Below are 24039 nucleotides of genomic sequence, written 5' to 3' on the forward strand. Positions count from 1 at the left end.
AAAAGGTCCGCCGGAATTATTTTTTGAAAACAACAAAAGCAAGCCATGGCAAATTTCATGTTTGTAGTGCCGCCATTTTTCGGGCATTTAAGTCCAACGCTGAGTGTGGGAGCCAGTTTATTGGTCAAAGGACACAAGGTGGTGTGGGTGGGTATTACAGAAGTTGCAGATAAACACATTCCTGAAGGAGGAAAATTTATTGTACCGCATCAGGAGCTGGAAGAACATCAGGAGCAAATTGCAAAAATACTGAAAAGGCAGGATGACGGGCCTTCGCTTTCGGGGCCGGAGGTGATGAAACTGGCGCTGGAAGAAACCTACGTGCCGCTCGCGAAAATTCTGATGAAAGGACTTTCAAGGGTGGTGGACGAGTTTCAGCCGGATGTCATTATTAATGACTGCATCACTTTTGCCGGTGCTTTATGCGCTTATCAGAAAGGTATTCCCTGTGTAACTACAACGCCCGTGCCGCCGGATGTGATGGGTGATACCAAGAATTCGGCTCCCAAAATTTACGAGTGGCAACAGAACCTTATCCTGGGATTGCAAAGATCTTGCGGTATCTATACGGACGATATTGTTATTCATTCGCACCAGATGAATATTGTTTTTACCTCAAAGGAATTTGCCGGATTTACGGATTCACAGCCTCATATGAAGTTTGTGGGGCCGGTAAAAGGCAGACCGAATACAACACCGTTTCCTTGGGAGCGGCTGGAAAAAGCACAAGGTCCAAAGGTTTTTGTGTCGCTTGGTACTTTGCTGGTCGATATCCGGAAAGACTTTTTTCAAAAACTTATCGAGGCATTTGCAAATGAGCCACTGACCATCGTAGCAGCAACAGATCCGGGAATTATCGAAAATTGGCCAGACAATTTTATCGTGCAGGGTTTTGTGCCTCAGTCTGAAATTGTTCCTAAAATGGACGCTGTGATCTGTCACGGGGGTTTTAATACCGTCAATGATACCTTCCTGAATGGCCTTCCAATGCTCATAACACCCATTGCCTATGATCATTTTCATACGGCTGCGTTAATCGAAAATGCCGGTTGCGGGATCAAACTTCGTTACAAACGGCTCAGAATAGCAGATCTTAAAACAGCGATGTGGGAAATCCTGACAAACGACAAATATAGAAATGCTTCCAAAAGGATTCAGCAGACATTTATTGATGCCGGTGGAAATGACACGGCTGTGGCTTTGCTGGAAAATTTTGCAAGGGAAGTACTCGAAGAAAAAGTTTAAAAACCTGAAAACCTGAAACAAAAATATAACAGTCTGTTAGCCATCGAAAAATGAAAAGAAAGCTACTGTTTTTGGAAAGAGTGTTATACGGAAATGGCTCACAACCTTTTCACGGTGTATTTTCAGTGAAAATTACCGGCAGAATTGTACACGGAAATTTTCCATTGGCCCTAAAAAAGCTGCAAACCAAATACCCAGCGCTGACTGCCTGTATCGAAGAAGACGAAAAGGGGGACCCTTATTTTGTTCAGCAATCGCCCGCACCTGAAATTCCTTTGCGTATTGTAGAGCGCTTGTCAGATCAGGACTGGATCGATGAATCAAGATATGAATGGGCAACTTCTTTCCAGATCAAAACCGGTCCGCTACTGCGGGTGGTCTGGATACGTTCCGATAATGTGTCGGATCTGATCCTGGCTTTTCACCATTGTATGTGCGATGGTGGCTCGGGGATGGCTTTGCTGACAGACTTGCTTGCAGTTTTAGATAACACAGACCACGAAATTGGCACTTCATCAACATTCTCATCAATCGCTGATCTTATTCCCGCTGATATTTTAAATAACAGAGGGAATAAAATCAAGGCGGGATTTTCTTCTGGCCTGGTAAATACTTCGCTGGCATTTATGTCAAAATTTATTTCGGTAAAAAATAAAGTGCTTCCGCAGCGGGCATCTGACTATTTAATAAGCTGGAAGTTAAGCCAGGAAGAATCCTCGGCGCTTTTTGCTGTTTGCAAGCAGCATCAGGTAACGGTTAATACTGCGTTGTGCCTTGCATTTTTGGAGGCGTTTAAAATGGTTAACAAAACCGCGGCGCATGGTAAGGCTACCTGTCCTGTGGATATCCGCAGATACATGCCAGAAGTAAAAAAGGATACCATTTTTGCATTTGGGCTCGCCATGAATATGCAGCTTGATAAAAAACCGACGGCTAATTTTTGGGTAAATGCCCAAAAACAGCAGGTGCTGATTTCAAAACAAATGGAAAAACTGAACCCGTACGAATTTATCATGGGCATGGAAGGCTCTCACAAAGCGGTCAGGCATCTGATAAAATTTCTAACTTATGCCAAAGCCGGAAACGATTTCATGTTTTCAAATATGGGCAGGCTCGACATCCCGTCGAGCTACCGGACCTTTACGATTGAAACGGTTTATAGTCCAACGGTGATTGGCCCGTTTGGGAATCCGACTACAATTATTACCACCACTTTTAACAAACAAATGGATTTTTCGTTTGTGTCAAACGAAACTTTTATGGCGCGTGAAAATGCCATGAAAATCAAACAGGAAGCCATGAAGTTGATGTTTTCTGAGACATTTGTTGCAGATACTGTTGGCGTATGAAAAGAAAAATGAGCTTTTTGGAAGGCTCCATGTTTGCAGGGAGGAATACACCGGTGAATCTGATTTTTACCGTGACCATTGAAGGATATCTTTCGCGGGGAAATCTGGAAAATGCACTGCGTAAAGTGCAAAACAGACACCCGCTTTTAAAAATTGTGGTGTGGCCGGATGAAAACGAAATTCCCTGGTATGTGTCACCGGATAAAATAAGACCTATACCACTACGAATTGTTGAGAGGAACTCCGATAAAGACTGGCAAAAAGAAGCCGAAAAAGAGTGGCATACATTATTTGAGAGCGAAATAGAACCTTTGGCAAGATTGGTCTGGGTAAAATCAGATCGCACTTCGGAGTTGATTCTGGTTTGCCACCATTGCATTTGTGACGCAACTTCGGTGATTCATCTGATGCGTGAAATACTGGAACTGACCGACAATCCGAATATGGATATTGGTTCTTATCAGGCCATTTCGTCAATCAGAGACCTTGTTCCTGTTGAAATTCAAGATAGCAGAGTTAACATTTTCAAAGCTAATTTAGTTGCCGGAGCAACACGTCTTTATCTTGGAGCCGTCAGCTGGATGAAGGAAAAGAAAAAAGATAATTTTTATACAATCAACTGGAAACTGGATAGTGATATTACAAGTGTTATCCTGGAAAAATGCAAAGAGCAGGGCCTTAGTATCAATACCGTATTGTGTTTGGCCTTTTTGAAGGCATTTGAAAATGTCCGGCATCTTTCAACAAACAGACGGGTGTTCTGTTCTGTGGATGCCCGCCGCTTTTTACCTGAGATTGGTAGCGATCATCTGTTCCCTTTTCCGGTGATGATTGATCTTTCACTGAGGAATAATAAATACTCTTTCTGGGATCAGGCCAGGTTTCTGCGGGATAAACTCTACAAAGAGATTGAAAAAACAGACATCCGTAAAATACTGATGTATACAGAACACTTGGTCCCTTTGCTGCCGAAAAGTATCCGGTACGCGAAAGCAGGAAAGGGTCTTCACGATTTTGCCTTTGCCAATTTGGGAAAGATTAAAATCCGTGAGAACTATGAGAATTTTAGCGTTCGAAATGTGTATAGCCCGTCGTCAAGATTTCCGATGGGAAATCCAACGAAAATTTCAACGTCTACATTTCGTGGACAGATTGATTTTGTCTTTACGTCAGAAGAAGAATTTTTAAGCTATAAGGATGCGCTCGTGATCAAGGAAAATGCCATGCAGTTGCTCTTAAACCAGACCGCCACCCACGAAAGCAGTGTATTTTAATATGAACAGAAGATTAATAGTTGGTGAGAGAATTATGTATGCCGATGGGCTGGCACCCGTCAACTGCACATTTACGGTGACCATTAAAGGAGCGCTCAAGGGAGAACGAATAAGTGATGCGCTGCTGAAATTGCAGTTGAAACATCCGCTTTTAAGGGCAAATATTAAACATGATAAAAAAGGGTTTCCATCGTTTGTTATGAACCCTGACATACCTGCTATCCCGGTCAAGGTTTTGGAAAGGTACGATGATGATCAGTGGGAAAAGGTAAGTATTTCCGAATGGGTAGAGCAGTTCGATGCAGGTAACGATCCGCTTGCCCGGCTTGTCTGGCTGAAATCTGAAAATATATCAGATCTTATTTTGGTTTGTGCACATTGCATTTGCGACGGAACAACCTTTGTTACACTCATGAGGGAGTTTTTGCAGAGTCTGGACGAGCCGGATACAAATTTGACAGCCTATCAGTCTTTCACAGATATTCATGAATTGCTGCCAGGCTCTTACACGCAAAAGGGCGGTCTGAGGCTTAAAGCAATATTCTTTTCTGCTCTTGCAAAAGGTTTGTTTTTTATAACAAACCGCAAACCCAAACTGGAAAACGAGCGTTTTTACTTCATAAACTGGAATTTTTCTTCCGGATTTTCTTCCGCTTTGGTGAAAAAATGCAAGGCTGAAAATACCTCGGTACAGGCAGTGCTGTGCGTGGCATTTTTGCAGGCTTTTGCATTTGAGATGGGAAATGGAGCGAAAAATAAAGTGATAAGTCCGGTTGATATTCGCAGGTATATTCCCGATATAAAAAAGGATAATATGTTTGCTTTTGCGCCAATCGTAGAGCTATCGATCCCGAAAAAAGAAAAGGATAATGATTTCTGGACTATTTCGCGAAGTATCAAAAGTGACCTGGTTGAGAAGGTAGATAAGATCAATATGGCGGAAATTATTGTAATGAGTGAGTTTTTTCATTCAACGGCCCGACAAATGATCGGTCATTTGCTATCGACCAGAGGCAGCCATGACGTAACATTATCGAACATGGGCGTTTTGGACATCCCGTCAAGTTATCGGACATTTTCGGTTGAAGCGCTGCATAGCCCGGCCGTGGGTTTTCCATGGAGAAATCCGAATACGTTGGTTGTAAGCACCTTTCGGGGAAAGATTGATTTCTCATTCTCATCCAACGGAGCGTTTTTGCCAGTCGATAAGGCAAGAGATATCAGAGAAAGAGCGGTGGCTATTTTGTCAGAAGAAATTAGCTGAATTTAAGTAAGTAACTTTTTGAATCCCTGATGCGTATTTTTAAATTTCTCTTAGTTGTTGTAAAGCAAATCCCAAATTCTGTACCGATACTTACTAAAATTATCTCAGAATCTTCCAAAGCCTGAATGTTGTTTAAAGCAACATTTCCGGTTAAAAAACTTTTGTAAGCACCAATAAATTCATTTTCATAGTTGAAATAACCTGTAAGTTCTGCACCATCTTTGACGTAATAATATCGAACAGAACCGGTTAAGATAAAACCATAATAATTACAGACTGCTCCGGCTTCTAAAAAATGTTGTTTTTTTTGTATGAGGCATAGCCAAGATATTGTTTAAAAATTTCCCATTCGGTATCATTAAGAGCAACATACTTTAATAGCTGTTGGCGAAAAATATTGAGTTGGGCTGGAGTTGGAATATTCATCTGTTTACATTTTCAAAAAAAAATCATGGGCACTAATATTTGCAGGTGCTTTTTTTCCTCGAAACTATACTATGAGAACTGGCTATCATATAAAATACTCACGATTTGTTGGACAACCCTTGACCAAACTTAAGATTATTTATGACCCTTTTTTATGGGTTTGATAGAATAGTTCGTTGTTGGCCTGATGTCTTCGCAGAGCTCTACATATCCATTTGTTCCTAAATAATTCCATTCCACCATTTGGAGGATGCAGATAAATATATTACTACTTGAGTGTGTTATGATTTAAGATTCCCGCGCTAATGTATACGACAGCATTGGTCCGGGTTTGCCTGTTCATTGGCAGGCGGCCCGTCATAAAAACTGAACGCAATTTGAGGCCTTTACCTTACAAAGGATCTTGAGAAATATGAAATGATACTTTATGTTAATATTTCTTCTAAATATGATAATTTACTGCCAGTTCTTTGTTGTAATATATATTTTCTTTGTATTGTTAAATTTTTAGCGAATCAATATTTACACAGCTTCGGCTATTTTTTATTTCAATTCTTTATAAAGTCAGCCATGGACTACAAAAATGCTTTGGGCGATCAAATTATGAAAATGTATATTTTATGAGCTAAGCGCAAGGTATTCTGAGTTGTTTTAGACATTGGCGGAGACAATTTTTAAACGTATAGTAACCCGATGACCGAGCAGGAGAAAGATTTATGGAAAGCTTTTCAAAATGGCAATAAAGATGCCTTTGAAGAGATTTTGTGTATTTTTTATCGTCCTATGTTTGATTATGGGTTTAAATTTCAAAAAGATCACGATCAGCTTAGTGATGATATACATGATTTGTTCCTAAGTCTATGGGATAGGCGCGCATTCTTAACACCAACGGCTAATTTAAAGCTCTATCTGTTTAGTGCTTTACGAAATCAGATATGGCGGTCTAAAAAAAGGTTACCATTGATGGAAGAGTTTTCGGATGAAGATGATGATTCCCAGTTTCAGGAAACAGACTATGCTGAGACCAAAATAATCCGTAGTGAAGTCACTGACGAGCAGTTATGCCGGATTGATTGTGTGATGCTAAAACTTACAAAACGCCAACAGGAAATACTTCATTTACGGTTTTTCGAGAACCTGACTAATTCTCAAATCGCAGAAGTATTAAATATTTCAGAACCTTCTGTATATAATCTGTTATCTCTCTCCTTAAAACTCTTTCGTAAATTTTGGAATATATATTTCAATGTTTTACCGTCTGTTTTTTTCTTGTGTAATATTTTCATTATCAGGTAGTTATTGTTGTGTTTGAATTTAATTATCAAATAACTCATATTTTTTGGTGAGATAATAACACAAATTGTACCATATATATGTAGGCTAATTTCTAATTGTGCTTAGGTATGGATAAATATAATAATTATCATATAGATTTTTTTCTTGCAAATGATGAGTTTGTAAAATGGGTTCATTCGGGAGAATCTCTTGAAGGCACATCCTGGGAGATTTTAGTTAATTCTGATCCAAATATCCGGTCGGAGTTTGAACAGGCCCGGACGCTTATTCTAGAGTGGAAAGATCTTCCTTCGCAAATATCCGATAATAAACGCTCTTATGATATAAAAAGGATCATGTCAAGTGTAAATGAAAGGGACCATGTAAAAACAACTTTTTATTTTAATGTCTGGTTTAAAATGGCTGCTATTTTACTCTTGACTATTGGATTGGGCTGGGTTGTCACGTTAAAACTCAGGGATGCAAATAATTACACCTACGAAAAACTTACCCGGCGTGTTGGATCTGAATTAATCGAAATCTCAAATGATCATAGCAGTGACTATGAAATTGCCCTGCCCGACGGGAGTAAAGTAATACTTGCAAAAGGCAACCGCATTAGCTATTCAAAGCATTTATTAGCTGATTCAACCAGAGATGTTTATTTAAAAGGGGATGGTTTCTTTAATGTAGCTAAGGATAAAAAGCACCCCTTTCTGGTTTATACCGGTGGACTTGTAACAAGAGTTATTGGTACATGTTTTAAGATATCCACCAACGGAGTGAAGGTTTCAGTGGCAGTAAGATCAGGAAAAGTTGCTGTGTACCAAATGCAGGAGTTTAATAGCAATAGCAGGAATGATGTTTTACTGACACCAAATCAGCAAGCTGTTTTTTTAAGTGACCAAAATCAGATTTTAAGGAAATTGGTAGAAAACCCGGTTGTTTTGAGGGGGCAAGAGGAAAATCTAAGTTTTGATTATGTTGAATCGCCTGTCTCAAAAATATTCGAGTCTCTGGAAAAAGCTTATGGAATTAAAATTATTTACGATCCGGAGTCTCTTAGGAACTGTATCATAACCATACCACTCAGGGACGAACCGTTTTTTACTAAACTTGACATCATTTGCCGGACGATACAGGCAAACTATAATGTTTCTGATAACAGTGTTATTATTTCAGGCAAAGGCTGTAACTGAAATTTTGTTTAACCAAACCAATTTAATATGAATATAAAAATTACACAATAAAAAAGCCGGTGATGTGTCCAGCATCACCGGTTATGTTTACTCCCCATCTCACGCCTAAATGAAACTCTTTATGAAAAAGAGCCAGGGGAGGGTTTTATCTCTATAAGTTCAAAAACCAATGTCAAATTATGAAAAAAAGAATTACGAGGCACGATTGTGTCCATTTAATTATGAAAATCAGCGTCCCGTTTGTGTTGATACTGTTGATGGCGGGCATTACTTACGCAAGGACCGGCCATGCCCAGGAAATGCTCAACCGTAAGGTAAGTATAGAAGCCGAAAGCGCAGAACTTAAAAGTGTATTGAATCAAATATCAAAATCTAGCAAGGTCCGTTTTTCGTACGTTGCAAGTTTGGTTAATAACCGAAAGGTAAGTATTACTGCCAAAAACGAAAGATTGGAAGTTATACTTGAAAGATTGCTGGTACCTTTACGTATAGCATATTCCGTTTCAGATAATTTTATCATTCTGAATAAAGAGGCCGACCAGGAACAAGCTCCGATAAAAACCGGTGCTCAGGAAATGGACGCATCTCATTCATCCGACTATATAGCTACTGTTATCGAAAAATCTGTCTCGGGGCAGGTTGTGGCAGAAAACGGAGAAAAATTACCTGGTGTTAACATTACGATTAAAGGAACTACAACCGGAACTACTACCGATGCCAATGGTAAATATTCGCTGGTTGTACCTGTCGATAATGCTGTTTTGATATTTTCGTTTGTTGGATTTACTTCTCAGCAAATACTGGTAAATAGCAGGTCAAAAATTGATGTAACACTTCTGGTGGACAACAAAGCGCTGGAAGAAGTAGTTGTGGTAGGATATGGAGAGCAGAAAAAGGCAACTTTAACGGGGGCCATTTCTTCGGTAGACTCAAAGGTATTCCAGGATCGCGGGGTGGTATCGAATCCGCTGGCGACCCTGCAGGGGCAGGTAGCCGGTGTGATTGTTACCCGTAATTCGGCGGCACCCGGACAAGAAGGTTGGAATTTTCAAATCAGAGGAGCGGCTTCTGTCAACGGTTCTGAACCTCTGGTCATCGTGGATGGGATTCCTCTTGTCAATTCAAACGCCCTGAACTCCATTAACCCGCAGGATATTGATAATATCTCTTTTTTGAAAGATGCTTCTGCCGCTATTTACGGTGCCCGTGCTGCCGGTGGTGTAGTGTTAATCACTACCAAAAGAGCTAAATCCGGTAAAGCTACCATCCAATACAATGGCTCGGTATCTCAGAAAAGAATGGGTTTGAAACCATCCTTTTTAAACGGTGATCAATACGGGAAGTACATGTTGGAAGCCATATCAAATGCTTCCACGGGCGGTATACCGGATGAAAACTGGATCTGGACGAAATACGCGAGGGCCTGGATCAACAGACCCGCCAGCGGATACATTGATAAAAATACCCCGGAATACATTGCCGGTGGCGAAACCATAGGTTTTACCGATGTAAAAGACTATACTTTTTTTGATACCAATCCGATTGATATTTTATGGGGTAAAGGCAGGGCTGTCTCTAACCAACACGACTTAAGCCTGGCTGCCCGGACCGAAAACCTGGGTTACCGGTTATCTTTCGGTTACCTCAATGACGGCAGTATGCTCCAATGGGGTCAGAACTCCAGCAAACGTTACAATACCCGTCTGGCCTTTGATTATACCTTTTCGCCCCGGTTTAAACTGGAAACCAATATCTCTTTGGAGAAAAATGATGTAGTTGTTCCCAGCCGGCAAGGGGAAATAAACTTCGGTTCTCAGCCAGGATTCCCGGTGGCTACTATTAACGGCAATCCGTATGCCTGGGGTACACAGCCAGCCCGTAACTGGCTGCTCAAATTGGGCGGAGAAAATAAAACGATGAACAACCGGGTTTTTGTTAACACGAAATTGCAATTCAACATCGCCAAGGATCTGAACCTGATAGCACAGGCTGGTTACAACTGGGCAGCGACCGATGGGCAGAACCAGTACAAATACATTTCGAATATCTATAATTATACCGAAACCTATCAATACCAGGCCAATCCATCTCAATCCCAGTCCGGATACGAGCGCTCCCTAAAAAAAGATACTTATTTCAATACCAATGCCTTTTTGGAGTACAAAAAAGTACTGGCACATGATCATAGCATCGGTGTGCTGGCGGGAGGTAATTTTGAGAAGGATGAATTTAATTATTTCTCAACCCGAACCGGTTATCTGGCTAGCAATGATGTTCCTTCCTTGGGCCTTAGTTTGGGTGATAATACGACCCGTACGAACCTGGAAGTGCGTAACCATTGGGCTATTGCTTCTGCCTTTGGTCGTTTTAATTATGCATATAAGGACAAATACCTGTTCGAAGCCAATGCCCGGTATGACGGCTCCTCCAAATTTGACGCAGCCAATCGATGGAAATTCTACTCAGGTCTATCGGCAGGCTGGCGGATAACGCAGGAAAGTTTTATGCAAAACGTCCATGCCCTGGATGAATTGAAACTTCGTGGGTCGATTGGTACGGTAGGGAACCAAACCGGGATTGGTCTTTATGATTACATCCAGCTGACGAATCTTAGTAACACAGGTGCCGTATTGGGTGGCTATACTTCCAGGTCTGTGACTGCTGCGCCTTCCGATACGCTCGTAAGTACAAACCGGACCTGGGAAACCATCCGGAACTCCAATATCGGGGTTGATTTTGCCGTGCTCAAACATAGGTTAACAGGTAGTTTCGATTATTTCTGGAAACAAAACAAGAATATGCTGTTGCCCCAAACATACTCCGCTGTTCTTGGTGCAGTAGCCCCCACGGCCAACATTGGCCATCTGAAAGTATGGGGATGGGAAACATCTTTGGGTTGGAGAGATAAAATTGGCAGCGTTTCGTACCATATCAACGGAACCCTTACCGACAATAACAACAAGCTGGTGAGTTACGGAGGTGCAAACATTGTGACGGCGGGGAAAAAGAATATCGAAGGCTATGCCCTGGATTCTTATTTTGGTGTGAAATACGACGGTCGTATCCAAACGGAGGAGCAGGCGGTTAATTATGCCCTCCTGGTGCCGGGAAGCAGTATTTTTATGCCAAGTGCCACACAAATGATTAAAGGGATCAACATGTACCAGGATATCAACGGGGACGGCAAGCTTACCAATGCCGGTGCCAACCAGCATTTGCTTGGGCAAAAAGATGCGAATGGCAAAGAAATAGGGGACGGCGATGTGGTTTATTTGGGCAGGAGCGATCCCCGCTATGTTTTTGGTCTCAATATGGGTGCGGAGTGGAAAGGCTTTGATTTCTCTGCTGTTTTCCAAGGTGTAGGGAAGCGAATTGTTTACCGCCGTTCCGACTGGAGTACGCCTTTTGGCGACATTTGGCAGGGGCACGCTAACTGGTGGGTGGGTAAAACCTGGACACCAGACAACATAAATGCGGAATTGCCGATATTAACCACAGCAACAAATAAGGGATTTGGCGGCTACGGTGGTTATAACTACCAGATATCTGACTGGTCCATGCAAAACGGTGCTTACGTTCGCTTGAAAAATATAGTACTGGGATACACGCTTCCAAATACAGTTACCCGAAAAGCAAAAATTGAAAAGCTGCGGGTATATTTTTCAGGAAATGACCTGTGGGAATTTACTAAATCACAAGACAAATGGGATCCTGAACAAAATGTAGAGGCCTGGGTTGGAGGGTCTACACGCTATCCTTTCTATCGCCTGTTGACCTTTGGGGTAAACGTTACATTTTAATCCGAAAAAATTAAAAATATGAAAAAGAAACTATTCAACTACCTGACCATCATAATCGTGGCGGCCGTATGCACTGTGGTGCCTTCCGGTTGTAAGAATGCCTTGGATTTGGAGCCGCTGGACCGTGTTTCAGATGCTACCTACTGGAAAGACGCCAATGAATTCAAACTGGCCGCCAGCGCATTTTATGGTTATTTGCGCACATTTGGCAATGGAAATGGAGATGGGCACACCGGATCCGATTTAGGTCCCGACAGGGGTACTATTGCCAGAGGTACGAACACGATCGTGTCCAATGATGATAATTATAATAATGCCTACAAATGGATACGCAATATCAATTACCTTCTCGCAAAAGCCAAAGACTTCAAAAGTCCGGATCAAATAAAAATATCTGTAGCTGAGGCGAAGTTTTTCAGGGCTTATGTTTATTTTGATAAACTGCTTACTTCTTATGGAGGGGTTATTCTGGTAAAAGACGTGTTAACCACCGAATCTGCCGAGTTGAAAGCTGCACGTAATACCCGCGATGAAACAATTGATTTTATTATCGGGGATCTGGAAGCGGCTATTGCCGATTTGCCAGTAGAAAGTGAGATCGCTGCTGCTGACAAAGGACGGATAAGCAAGGGGGCTGCAGAGGCTTTTTTAGGAAGGGTGTGTTTGTATGAGGGTACGTGGCAAAAATTCAGGAGCGGAAATGCAACCAGGTATAATGCTTTGCTGGATAAAGCAATCAGCAATAATAATGCAGTCATTACCAGCAACCAGTATTCTCTATTCAAACCGGCGGTTTTAGGTGATTCCGCGCTAAAATATTTATTTATTCTGGAAAACCAGAAATCAAATCCTGCAGGCATCACTAAGTCCTCCAATCAGGAATATATTCTGGGTGTTCGCTATGAATCTAACAACCTGCTCAAAACAATACCAAATCAGATTTCTTTCTCCTCATTGGGGGGAGACGCAAGCCGGGTAATGGCCGATATGTACTTGTGCAATGATGGTTTACCTATTGATAAAACCACTTTGCCATTTAGCCGTGCCACGCTGACCTCGGAATATAAGAACAGGGAGCACCGCATGCGTTATTTTATGATGATACCAGGGCTTCCTTATTGGCAAAATGCTGTAAACTATCATATAAACTGGGACTGGAGTGCAGCAGACCTGGCGATTGCACGCATTCACAATGCATGGAATGGTGATGTGACCGGTTATAGCAATCAATATTGGTCAGCAGAAAGACAAGTGCCTAATGGCCAGGAAGGTTGGGATTATCCTGTCATCCGCTTGGCGGAAGTGTATCTGAACTATGCCGAAGCATTGTTCGAACGTAACGGAGACATCTCTGACGTCGATCTGGATAAATCGCTCAACCTTGTCCGTAACCGGGTAAATGTATCCATGCCCAAGTTGAGCAATGCATTGGCCAAGGCCCACAATTTGGATATGCAACAGGAAATACGCCGCGAAAGAACAGTGGAGTTACAGGCAGAAAATTTTCGTATGGACGATTTGAAACGCTGGTACATCGCTCACATTGAGTTGGCCAAGGTGTCATTAGGTGTTCGCTGGAAAGGTACGGAGTTCGAAACGAAATACCCGGATAGTCCACCACCTTTAACTGCTGATGGTGATGTCATTGCAGACCCGGTTACTGAAAGAAAATTTTCTGCGAAGAATTATTTGATTCCACTGCCTACGAATCAATTGCAACTTAATCCCAATCTGGTGCAAAATCCGGGTTGGTAATAAACCCACTTTACGTTTACGAATTTATTTAGTGCAGTCATTTCTGAGGGTAAAAGCTTCCCCTCAGAAATGACTGATTAGGATCTTTTTGCCTTTGCATTACCGGAAACTATTATATCTTCTAAATCTAAATTCTATGAATGCTCAACAGTTATTTCATATCTTTTTTTTCGTTTATGCCATAAACAGGAAGCTGAAAACACTTCTTTCAGCTTCCTGTTTATTAGTCTGTCTGCTATGGTGTACAGCATCCCAGGCGCAGACTTTTGTACACCCAGGCGGTCTGCATACCCTGACCGATCTCAACCGGATGAAAGCCAAAGTGGCCGCGGGAGAGCATCCCTGGATAGATTCCTGGAACGTAATGATCACTGATTGGCAGGCACAAAACACGTATACGGCGGTTCCTTATACCAATATTGGCGGTTCAGGGAATCGTCAACGGGCATCTCAGGATGCCCATGCAGCTTATCTCAATACGATCCGATGGTATGTCACCGGAGATGTGAGCTATGCAGATTGTGCAGTCAGAATCTGTAATGCCTGGGCAAACACGGTAAATCAAGTTGCCAGCGGTGAATTGTTTCAGCTCCCCATCAACAATTTCATGCAGGCGGCAGAGCTTTTGCGGACATACCCGGGTTGGGCGGCTGCGGATATTGCTAAATTTAAGACCATGGCACTCACGTATTTTTACCCTGCCTGTCATAATTCACTGGCTCAGTGCGGGCTCCCTTCCAGTTGGGACAGTCCATTTGCATCATCCATTATGGGCATCGGTGTGTTTTGTGATGATGCAGCCAAGTTTAACGAAGCCGTTACCTATTTTAAAACCGGAGCAGGTAATGGTAGCATATTAAAGGTTGTTTCACAGCCATCGGGGCAAGTAACAGAGATGGGACGCGACATGGTCCATGCCAATATCGGGTTGTCCTGTCTGGCGGAAATGTGCCAGACAGCCAAGAATCAGACCAACTTTGGGCTTGATTTGTACGGCTATTCGAGCAACCGGTTATTAGCAGGTTTTGAATATTATTGCCAATATAATCTGAACCATCCGGTTACCTGGGTACCTACGAATACTTGCGACAATGATAACTTTCTAGGTATTTCTTACTACAATGCACGGGGATTTCTGACGAACAACCCCACCTTTGAAATGGTCTACAATCACTATGGTGTTGTGAAAGGGCTCAGCACGCCATATGTTAAAGCTATGGCTCAACTGGCCAGACCGGAAACACAAAATGCTGACTTTTTTGGATATGGCACTTTTACCCATTCGCTGAATGCAGCGGCTTCTCCTTATCTTCCTTATCCCGTTCCCGCAACACCGACTGCTTTGGTCGCAAAACCCGCTGCATCGAAAGTGTATCTGGAGTGGACAGGTCCAGGTGGAGATGTAGCCAATGGGTACAACATCCTCCGTTCCACCACAGCCGGTGGCCCCTATACCAGCATCGGTTCCTGGACTAATAATACCCTGACGACCTATACCGACTGGGCCGTGACCAATGGTACTACCTATTACTATAAAGTGTCGGCCAACAATCAGTCAGGAACCAGCGGTACCTCCGGTGAAGCCAGTGCCCAACCGGTTGCGACAACGGTGTCGTTACCTACGGGATGGACAACCAAAGATATAGGCAGCACCACGACTGTTGGCAGTGCCGGTTATGGCAATGTCGTCAATAATACTTTTGTCGTCAATGGATCGGGAAGTGGTATGGGTGGTACTTCCGATTCCTTTACTTATACCTACGGGATGGTGACTGGCGATTTTATCATTACTGCGCATATGGCGGTAACGAATTGGGCCTGGACCGGTGGTGATAAGGCGGGACTTCAGATTCGCGAATCGCTTGATCCGGGAGCAAGAATGCTCACCGTATATCAAGGAGAGTTAGGTAACCGTTTTACAGGATTTCTAACAAGAGCTACCGCTGGCGTAACTTCAACTTTTCAGGGTGGCAATAAATTCAGCTTTTCGCCGTGGTACCGGTTGCAACGATCGGGCAACATCTTTACCGCCTACCAATCGACTGATGGAATCACTTACCAGATTATTGGAACGAGCACTCTTGCCATAAACAGTACCTGCTATGTTGGGTTGGCAGTATGCGCGGGCGCAACAGGAAGTTTTTCAAATGTTACTTATGAAAATGTGGCTATTTCCGGAGCCACTCTCCAGCCAGTCCCTGACGGAACGTATAAAATTATTGCCAGGCACAGTGGCAAAGCATTGGATGTATCCGGCGCATCCACAGCCGATGGTGCCAACGTACAGCAGTGGCCCTACGGCGGCGGCGGCAACCAGCAGTGGACCCTGACTCACCTGGGAGGCGGGCAATACAAGATCATTGGTGTGGGCAGCGGTAAATCACTGGATGTTGCCAATAACTCCACTGCCGACGGTGCTAACGTTGATATCTGGTCGTACAGTGGTAACAACAACCAGCGTTTCACATTTGCATCCACTGGTGGGGGATATTACCGTATAACACCTGTGCACAGCGGCAAGGCACTGGATGTAGCCGGTATTTCCACGGCCGATGGTGCCAATGTGCATCAATGGAGCTATAACGGGACAAACAACCAACAATGGCTGATCGTGGCTCCTGCCACTGCTACTGCCAGAATAGGAGCAACCGAAGTAACACCAGAGATAAATACCGGCGAGGTCGGCACTGGTCATGTAATTATTTATCCAAATCCGGCAGCAGACCAGGTTACAGTGAGGCTTGGGAAGGATTTTGAGAAAGGGGCTATGATCACAGTTCGGGATAGTAATGGCCGCTTGTTATCCACGTTGCCGGTAAAGGGTGCCGAACATGTACTTAAACTGGGCAAACTCTCCTTTGGAATTTACTTTATAGAAGTAAGTGATGGGACAAAAAGTATAACGAAGAAGCTGCTGAGAAACTAAGAAAAATCAACTTAATAAATTCCTTTTACATCCAGATCCAACGATTATGAGCGAACGGTTATCCTATTTATTTTTTCCCATTCATCCCACAGACAAGAGGCCAAAAGGACTTCTTTGTGCCTCCTGTCTGTTTGTTTGGATGCTATTTTGTGCAGTAACCCAGGCGCAGGCGCAGACTTTTGTACACCCAGGCGGCCTGCATACCCTGACCGACCTGGATCGGATGAAAGCCAAAGTGGCTGCGGGCGAGCATCCCTGGATAGACTCCTGGAACGTCCTGATCACTGATTGGCAGGCACAAAACACGTATACTGCGGGTCCGTACACCAATATTGGCGGTTCAGGAAACCGCCAACGGGCTTCACAGGATGCCCATGCCGCTTACCTTAATATAATAAGATGGTACGTTACCGGCGATACGACTTACGCAGAATGTGCAGTCAGGATCTGTAATGCCTGGTCATCCACGGTAAATCAAGTTGCCAGCGGTGAATTGTTTCAGCTCCCGATCAACAATTTTATGCAGGTGGCAGAGCTTTTGCGAATATATCCGGGTTGGAAACCGGCAGATATTGCTCAGTTTAAGACCATGGCACTCACTTATTTTTACCCTGCCTGTCATGATTTTCTTGGCGCTTGTTCGCGCCCCGCCAGTTGGGATGCTCCTGCCGCATCATCCATTATGGGCATTGGATTGTTTTGTGACGATGCAGCCAAGTATAACGAAGCCATTACCTATTTTAAAACCGGGGTAGGTAATGGCAGCCTCCTGAATGCTATTCCACTTGAATCAGGGCAAATAACAGAGATGGGACGCGACATGGTACATGCCAATATCGGCCCGGCCAGTCTGGCAGAGATGTGCCAGACAGCCTGGAACCAGGGACTTGATTTGTACAGCTATGGTAACAATCGGTTATTGGCTGGCTTTGAATATTATTGCCAATATAACCTCAACCACCCTGTTACCTGGGTACCTGTTAATGATTGTGATCAGGATAATTTTTTAGGTATTTCTTATTACAATGCACGGGGATATCTGACAAATAACCCGGTCTTTGAAATGCTTTACAATCACTATGGGCTTGTGAAAGGGCTCAGCACGCCATACATCAAAGCGATGGCTAACCTGGCCCGACCAGAAGGGCAGAATGCTGACTTTTTTGGATATGGCACTTTTACCCATTCGCTGAATGCAGCGGCTTCTCCTTATCTTCCTTATCCGGTTCCCGCAACACCGACTGCTTTGGTTGCAAAACCCGCTGCATCGAAAGTGTATCTGGAGTGGACAGGTCCAGGTGGAGATGTAGCCAACGGATATAACATACTTCGTTCAATAACCGCTGGCGGCCCATATACCAGCATCGGTTCCTGGACTAATAATACCCTGACGACCTATACCGATTGGGCCGTGACCAACGGTACCACCTATTACTATAAAGTGTCGGCCAACAATCAGTCAGGAACAAGCGGTACCTCCAGTGAAGCCAGTGCCCAACCGGTTGCGACAACGGCGTCATTACCTACGGGATGGACAACCAAAGATATAGGCAGCACCACGACCGTTGGTAGTGCCGGTTATAGCAATGTCGTCAACAATACTTTTGTCGTCAATGGATCGGGAAGTGGTATGGGTGGTACTTCCGATTCCTTTACTTATACCTACGGGGTTGCAACCGGTGATTTTACCATTACTGCGCATATGGCAGTTACTAACTGGGCCTGGACCGGTGGTGATAAAGCGGGATTTGTGATAAGGGAATCGCTCGATCCGAATGCGAAATCGCTCACATTATATCAGGGTGAATTAGGTAATCGTTTTACCAGATTTGAAACCAGAAGCACCACAGGGGGAAGTACAACCTGGCAGGGTGGCAATAAATTCAGCTTTTCGCCGTGGTACCGGTTACAACGAACAGGCAATATCTTTACCGCCTACCAATCGACTGATGGAATCAACTGGGGAACTATCGGGACCAGCACTGTTGAAATGAACAACACCTGCTATGTGGGATTGTCCGTGTGTGCGGGAGCAGCAGGAAGTTTTTCCAACATTACCTACGAAGAAGTGACTCTTTCCGGAGGAAGCGGTATTGTTCCCGCAGCTCCTACGGGCTTGACAGGAACAGCTGGCAACACCAACGTTTCGTTAAGCTGGGAGAGTGTCAGCGGGGCAGCGGGTTACACGCTAAAACGGGCGACGGCAAGCGGTGGGCCTTATACGACTGTTGCTTCCGGGCTCAATGCACTTAATTATACCGATACGAATCTTCAAAACGGAACGACATACTACTATGTGGTTGCAGCAGCCAACTTCGCAGGCGAAGGGGGGAATTCAGCAGAGGCGGCTATTGCTCCGGTACTAAGTCAGGCACCGGTTCCAACTGAGGTGATTGCTTCGTCGGTTTCAAGTTCTCAGATTAAGCTGAATTGGTCACCAAGTTTGAGTGCAGCATCTTATAATGTCAAACGTTCAACTGTCAGTAGTGGGCCGTATACCGCCATTGCAAGTCCCACGACAACCAGCTATGTAGATAATACCGTTACCACATCGATAACCTATTATTACGTAATTTCAGCTGTCAACGCAGTTGCAGAATCTCTGAATTCTATTGAAGTCAAGGCTATACCAGGACAGGCAGCATATTGGAAATTTGATGAAACCAGTGGCAGCACTGCACTTAATTCCTGGAGTTCAGGGCCCGGGGTTCTGGCTTCCGGTTCGGTTTTTTCGCCGGGCTACATTAATAATGGTGTCAGCCTTGACGGTAGTGCCAACGGATACGTTACGCTTCCTAAAGGAATCGTAAGTTCTTTGACCGACTTTAGTATATCGGCCTGGGTGAAACTGGATATCAATGCTGTATGGGGACGGGTTTTTGATTTTGGCTCGGGAACAGGGTCATATATGTTCTTATCGACAAATAATGCTGTCAATTCAACGGTTCGTTACGCGATAACGACAGGTTCGGGCGAGCAGGCGATTGGAACCAGTACAGTGATCGCGCCGGATACATGGACGCATCTGGCCCTGACACAGGCCCGTCAGGTATGTATTCTTTATGTTAACGGCATAGAGGTTGGTCGTAACAGTAATATGAGCCTTAACCCTTCCAGCCTTGGAAATACCACTCAGAACTGGATCGGAAAGTCTCAATGGGCTGATCCTATGTTTGTGGGTAAAGTCGATGATTTTCGTATCTATAGTCGTGCGCTGAGTGCGTCAGAAGTGCAAGGTATGACTGTCGCTGCAGGTCCTCCTGCCTCCCCAACTGCTCTCAGCGCTGAACCAACCAGCAATAAGGTGTCTTTAAACTGGACAGCTTCGGCTGGTGCGACCCGGTATAAAGTCAAGCGTGCCACAGTAACCGGCGGTCCTTATACAACAATTGATAGTGTAACAGTGACTAAATTTGCGGATATAACTGCTATCAATGGTATTGTATACTATTATGTGGTGTCCGCGTCAAATACACTCGGGGAAAGCTCCAATTCTACGGAGGTTAGAGCTAAACCAACTACTGCACCATTAAGTTATTGGCGTTTCGATGAAACCAGTGGCTCCATAGCGGCCGACTCAGCAGGCATTCGAAATGGAAACCTTGCCTCTGGAGCAAGCTGGCAGGCTGGTGTGCTCAACAACGGTTTGCATCTGGACGGTAGTTCAAACGGATATGTAACCTTGCCGGTTGGTGTAGTCAAGACCCTTGATGATTTTAGTATATCGAGTTGGGTTAAAATAGATGCAAATAAAGATTGGAACCGTGTTTTTGATTTTGGTTCCGGTTCTGCTGTGAACATGTTTTTATGTCCAAAAAATGGAAGCACAGGAACTTTAAGATACGCAATTACCACAGGTTCAGGAGAACAACAGATTAATTGCAGTACCGTGATGCAAACAGGTGTTTGGACGCACCTGGCGGTGACACAATCTGGTACCGTGGGTATCTTGTATGTAAATGGTGCAGAAGTTGGACGTAACAACAATATTACACTGAAACCCTCCAGCTTGGGTAATACCACTCAGAATTGGATTGGCAAGTCCCAGTGGAACGATCCTGCCTTAGCGGGTTCTGTGGACGAATTCCGGCTTTATGGACGTGCGCTTACCCCAGCCGAGGTAACCAGATTAGCGACAATTCAGCAAAGCCAGAACATAGTCTTCCCGGCACTTTCCATCAAAGTTTTAGGTGATTCTGCCTTTGTATTAGGGGCCGCTGCAAGTTCGGGTTTACCTGTAACCTACGAGAGTACTGATACAACGGTGGCTCAGATTGTAAACGGGTCCGTTCATCTGTTATCAGCAGGCAGTACCACAATTACTGCTAAGCAGCAAGGCAACTTTTACTATCTGGCAGCCAGTCCGGTCACTCAGACACTAACCGTGGTAAAGCGGTCGCAAAACATTACATTTATTTCTTTGGTGAAAAAACTCGGTGGTGATGCAGATTTTCCCCTGACAGCAACTGCCACTTCCGGCTTACCTGTGAGTTACATAAGTTCAGACACGACAATTGCCAGAATTATAAATGGAGAGGTTCATATTGCTGGCATTGGAAATACAACGATTACAGCTTCTCAGAGTGGAAATGCTATTTTTTCTGAGGCGACTTCTGTTAATCAGATTCTAACGGTGACTCCTCTGAAACTAAAAATTCTATACCAGAATGCTGATAACAATCAACCGGCTAACAATGTGATCAGGCCGAATCTGAAAATCGTTAGTGAGGATTCTATTTCAATTGCTTACAATGAACTTACCGCCCGGTATTGGTTCACAGCCGAGAATTACGCCGGTATCAATACCTGGATTGACTATGCACAGTTAGGCAATAGCAAAGTGAAGATACAATACGTTGCACTTGGTCAGCCGCGTAACGGAGCTTATGGTTATGTAGCATACAGCTTTGATGTTTCGGCTGGTAATCTGGGAGTAAAAGGAAACTCAGGGGAAATCCAGTCAAGGTTTGCGAACACTGACTGGTCTGTACTAAATGAACCGGACGATTATTCTTACCTGGCATCATCCGGTTATGTTCAGAATGAGCACATCACCCTTTATCGCAATGGAATACTGGTTTGGGGAATAGAGCCGGCTGCCACCGCACCGGTTGTCGCGCTCAAAGTTTATTCAGAAAATAAAAGCCCGAATGTGAGTTCAAACACGATCAGCACCTATCTGAAAATCAATAACGAAGGGAATGTACCTGTAAATTATGGTGATGTTAAAGTTCGCTATTGGTTTACCAAAGATGGCATAACCAACCTGAACTACTGGACAGATTATGCAAAGCTTGGAAGTTCAAATATAAGCGGACAATTTGTTACACTTAGTCCGATTTTGACTGGTGCAGATACTTATCTGGAATTGGGGGTAAATCAATCTGTCGGAGCATTTTATCCGGCAAGCAGTACGGGCAATATCCAGTACCGGATCGCTAAAGCGGATTGGTCTGCATTTGATCATGTGAATGATTATTCATACAAACCAAAAGGGGACTTTATTGAAAACGGCCATATTGGGGTGTATTATCAGGGTGTACTCATTTATGGGACAGAGCCTTCAGCAGCTACTGCCCGGTTGTCGGCAGAGACCGCTGATTCGGAATCAATGCCTTTTCAGGTAACGATCCTTGGAAATCCTGTTATCGGTGACCAGGCAATTGCCCAGATACAGGGGGCCGGCGGCCAGTCTCTTCAAATGACGATAACCGATATGAATGGCCGACAGTTGATAAAGCAGGATTTGGAAATAAAATCAAATCTGGAACGTCATACCTTTAAGTTAAGCCGTCAGGCAGCCGGATTGTATTTGCTTCGGATAGCAGGTAAGGGAAAAGCTGTTACCGTGAAATTGATTAAGCAATAAATTCTTATCCGTCGGATGTTTTTTGGCATCCGACGGGTTTAAAGTAAATACCTTCCTACTGTGATTTATTCTATCAGAGATGAGATTGTTTAGAGGCTGCCTTGTTTAGGGTAGCTTTTCTTTTAAATTAATAGGTGTAAAGTGATGTATAAAACAAATTCTAATATTACAGGTCAATTAATAATTTGAAAAATAAAAAATATGAAAAAAATATTCCTGGTATTTCTGCTTACCATAAACCTGTTTGACCATACTTTGCAGGCTCAAAGGCAATACAATTTTTCGCTTGTTGACACAAAAATACAAAGCTGGATAGACTCCGGTTTTTATAAAGGCGCTTCCATTGTCATTGCAAAGGACCATCAAATCATTTTCAATAAATACTTCGGAAATTACAAGCCCGAAACCGTTGCCTACATTGCATCTGCGGGGAAATGGCTGGCCTCGGCAACGATAGCCGCCGTAGTGGAGGAGGGGAAGTTGAGCTGGGATGATCCGGTAGAAAAGTGGCTTCCCGAATTTACTGGTCAGAAAGGTAATGCAACCTTACGCCAACTGTTATCGCATACCGCTGGTTATCCCGATTATCAGCCCCAGGGTGTCCGTCCCGATAATTACCAGACATTAAAGGAAGCGGTTATCAATATTGTCGATCTGCCTGCTGATACGATTCCAGGTACAAAATTCAGATATGGTGGCTTGGCTATGCAGGTAGCCGGACGCATGGCTGAACTGGCTACCGGGAAATCCTGGGAATCTATTTTTCAGGAAAAGATTGCACTACCGCTGGAAATGAAAGACACCCATTTTACGCCGGTTGATGAAACGCCTGGCCATAATCCTATGCTGGGTGGCGGAGCCAGATGTCGTTTGGATGATTACGGACATTTTTTAGATATGATACTTCACGATGGTGTGTTTAAGGGAAAACGGATCTTATCTCAAAAATCAATTAATGAAATGCAAAAGGATCAGGTGAGAGGCGCTGCGGTTAGAAAAGGAGAATATGTTGAGAGAGCCCGCGGTGAAAGACGGAGAGACATTTACGGGCTGGGAGAATGGCGGGAGGAAACAGATGCGTCAGGAAATCCGACTTTGATCAGTAGTCCGGGCTGGGCAGGAGCCTATCCCTGGATCGACAAAAAGAACAATGTCTATGGTTTTTTTTTGGCAAGGATCAGTCATACCAGGAATGGGTTTTCAAGTTTTTATGCAAGTCCGGTATTACCGATGTTGGTGAGAGAGGCGCTGAAATAGCAGTTCGTTTTCAGGTTTTGATAAGTGCGTAATTCGGAGCCACTGATCACAGCAATTCAGAAATTAAGGACATGTTGTTTCGCTTGGAATTGACCAGTTTAAATGATTAACAGTTATTTAATTCGTGCTGAGTACTAATTTGCTGATGGTCAATTTGCCACGGAATTAGATGGTCAACGCATCCGAATTCCCCATGTATGGCCTCTTCCACGACACAATCGGTATTAAAAAGTACTCAACTATTGAACCCTCAATGTAAGGATAAACAGTGATTACACGGATGTAACTAACCTTGTAGTGCAATTAATTGGTTACCAGAATTTTTATTCTGATTTCCAGCTGAATGTATCGCTGAAAACATTAGTTATTGGTACGTGCCTTGATCTAAATGTATATAAGT

Annotated in this window: 11 protein-coding genes; all 11 read left to right on the forward strand. The window is 43.7% G+C overall.

Annotated elements, in window-relative coordinates; translation table 11 throughout:
* Positions 1–45 precede the first annotated feature (45 nt).
* The 11 genes from FDK13_RS28110 (at position 46) to FDK13_RS28160 (ending at position 23639) form a co-directional block, all read left to right on the forward strand.
* Complete coding sequence (locus FDK13_RS28110; protein WP_137343355.1) at positions 46–1245, forward strand: glycosyltransferase; 1200 nt, start codon at positions 46–48, stop codon at positions 1243–1245.
* Between the two features lie 50 nt (positions 1246–1295).
* The gene (locus FDK13_RS28115) at positions 1296–2594 is read left to right on the forward strand and encodes a condensation domain-containing protein (RefSeq protein ID WP_137343356.1); all 1299 of its coding nucleotides are present in this window, start codon (positions 1296–1298) and stop codon (positions 2592–2594) included.
* A complete protein-coding gene (locus FDK13_RS28120) occupies positions 2591–3868 on the forward strand; it encodes a condensation domain-containing protein (protein WP_137343357.1) in 1278 nt (425 codons plus the stop codon). Before FDK13_RS28115 ends, FDK13_RS28120 begins: the two co-directional genes overlap by 4 nt.
* 1 nt (position 3869) lies before the next feature.
* Positions 3870–5132, forward strand: a complete 1263-nt coding sequence (locus tag FDK13_RS28125; protein ID WP_137343358.1) for a condensation domain-containing protein — start codon at positions 3870–3872, stop codon at positions 5130–5132.
* A 1119-nt stretch (positions 5133–6251) separates the two neighbouring features.
* Complete coding sequence (locus tag FDK13_RS28130) at positions 6252–6854, forward strand: RNA polymerase sigma factor (RefSeq protein ID WP_137343359.1); 603 nt, start codon at positions 6252–6254, stop codon at positions 6852–6854.
* 107 nt (positions 6855–6961) lie between these two features.
* Entirely contained in the window at positions 6962–8032 is a 1071-nt protein-coding gene (locus FDK13_RS28135) for a FecR family protein (RefSeq protein WP_137343360.1), read from the forward strand.
* A gap of 179 nt (positions 8033–8211) precedes the next feature.
* Entirely contained in the window at positions 8212–11832 is a 3621-nt protein-coding gene (locus tag FDK13_RS28140; protein ID WP_137343361.1) for a SusC/RagA family TonB-linked outer membrane protein, read from the forward strand.
* A gap of 18 nt (positions 11833–11850) precedes the next feature.
* Positions 11851–13587, forward strand: coding sequence for a RagB/SusD family nutrient uptake outer membrane protein (locus FDK13_RS28145; RefSeq protein WP_137343362.1), 1737 nt, complete (start codon positions 11851–11853; stop codon positions 13585–13587).
* A gap of 136 nt (positions 13588–13723) precedes the next feature.
* On the forward strand, positions 13724–16513 hold the full coding sequence (locus FDK13_RS28150; RefSeq protein ID WP_137343363.1) for an RICIN domain-containing protein: 2790 nt from the start codon (positions 13724–13726) through the stop codon (positions 16511–16513).
* Positions 16514–16559: 46 nt separating this feature from the next.
* The gene (locus FDK13_RS28155) at positions 16560–22382 is read left to right on the forward strand and encodes a cellulose binding domain-containing protein (RefSeq protein WP_137343364.1); all 5823 of its coding nucleotides are present in this window, start codon (positions 16560–16562) and stop codon (positions 22380–22382) included.
* Positions 22383–22583: 201 nt separating this feature from the next.
* Complete coding sequence (locus tag FDK13_RS28160) at positions 22584–23639, forward strand: serine hydrolase domain-containing protein (protein WP_137343365.1); 1056 nt, start codon at positions 22584–22586, stop codon at positions 23637–23639.
* Positions 23640–24039: the final 400 nt, after the last annotated feature.

The organism is Dyadobacter frigoris (genome assembly GCF_005280585.1).
In the GTDB taxonomy this organism is placed as follows: Bacteria; Bacteroidota; Bacteroidia; order Cytophagales; family Spirosomataceae; genus Dyadobacter; species Dyadobacter frigoris.

Excerpts from the sequence above, each read along its gene's own strand:
- FDK13_RS28110 (WP_137343355.1), top strand. The coding sequence starts at position 46 with ATGGCAAATTTCATGTTTGTAGTGCCGCCATTTTTCGGGCATTTAAGT.
- FDK13_RS28115 (WP_137343356.1), top strand. The coding sequence starts at position 1,296 with ATGAAAAGAAAGCTACTGTTTTTGGAAAGAGTGTTATACGGAAATGGC.
- FDK13_RS28120 (WP_137343357.1), top strand. The coding sequence starts at position 2,591 with ATGAAAAGAAAAATGAGCTTTTTGGAAGGCTCCATGTTTGCAGGGAGG.
- FDK13_RS28125 (WP_137343358.1), top strand. The coding sequence starts at position 3,870 with ATGAACAGAAGATTAATAGTTGGTGAGAGAATTATGTATGCCGATGGG.
- FDK13_RS28130 (WP_137343359.1), top strand. The coding sequence starts at position 6,252 with ATGACCGAGCAGGAGAAAGATTTATGGAAAGCTTTTCAAAATGGCAAT.
- FDK13_RS28135 (WP_137343360.1), top strand. The coding sequence starts at position 6,962 with ATGGATAAATATAATAATTATCATATAGATTTTTTTCTTGCAAATGAT.
- FDK13_RS28140 (WP_137343361.1), top strand. The coding sequence starts at position 8,212 with ATGAAAAAAAGAATTACGAGGCACGATTGTGTCCATTTAATTATGAAA.
- FDK13_RS28145 (WP_137343362.1), top strand. The coding sequence starts at position 11,851 with ATGAAAAAGAAACTATTCAACTACCTGACCATCATAATCGTGGCGGCC.
- FDK13_RS28150 (WP_137343363.1), top strand. The coding sequence starts at position 13,724 with ATGAATGCTCAACAGTTATTTCATATCTTTTTTTTCGTTTATGCCATA.
- FDK13_RS28155 (WP_137343364.1), top strand. The coding sequence starts at position 16,560 with ATGAGCGAACGGTTATCCTATTTATTTTTTCCCATTCATCCCACAGAC.
- FDK13_RS28160 (WP_137343365.1), top strand. The coding sequence starts at position 22,584 with ATGAAAAAAATATTCCTGGTATTTCTGCTTACCATAAACCTGTTTGAC.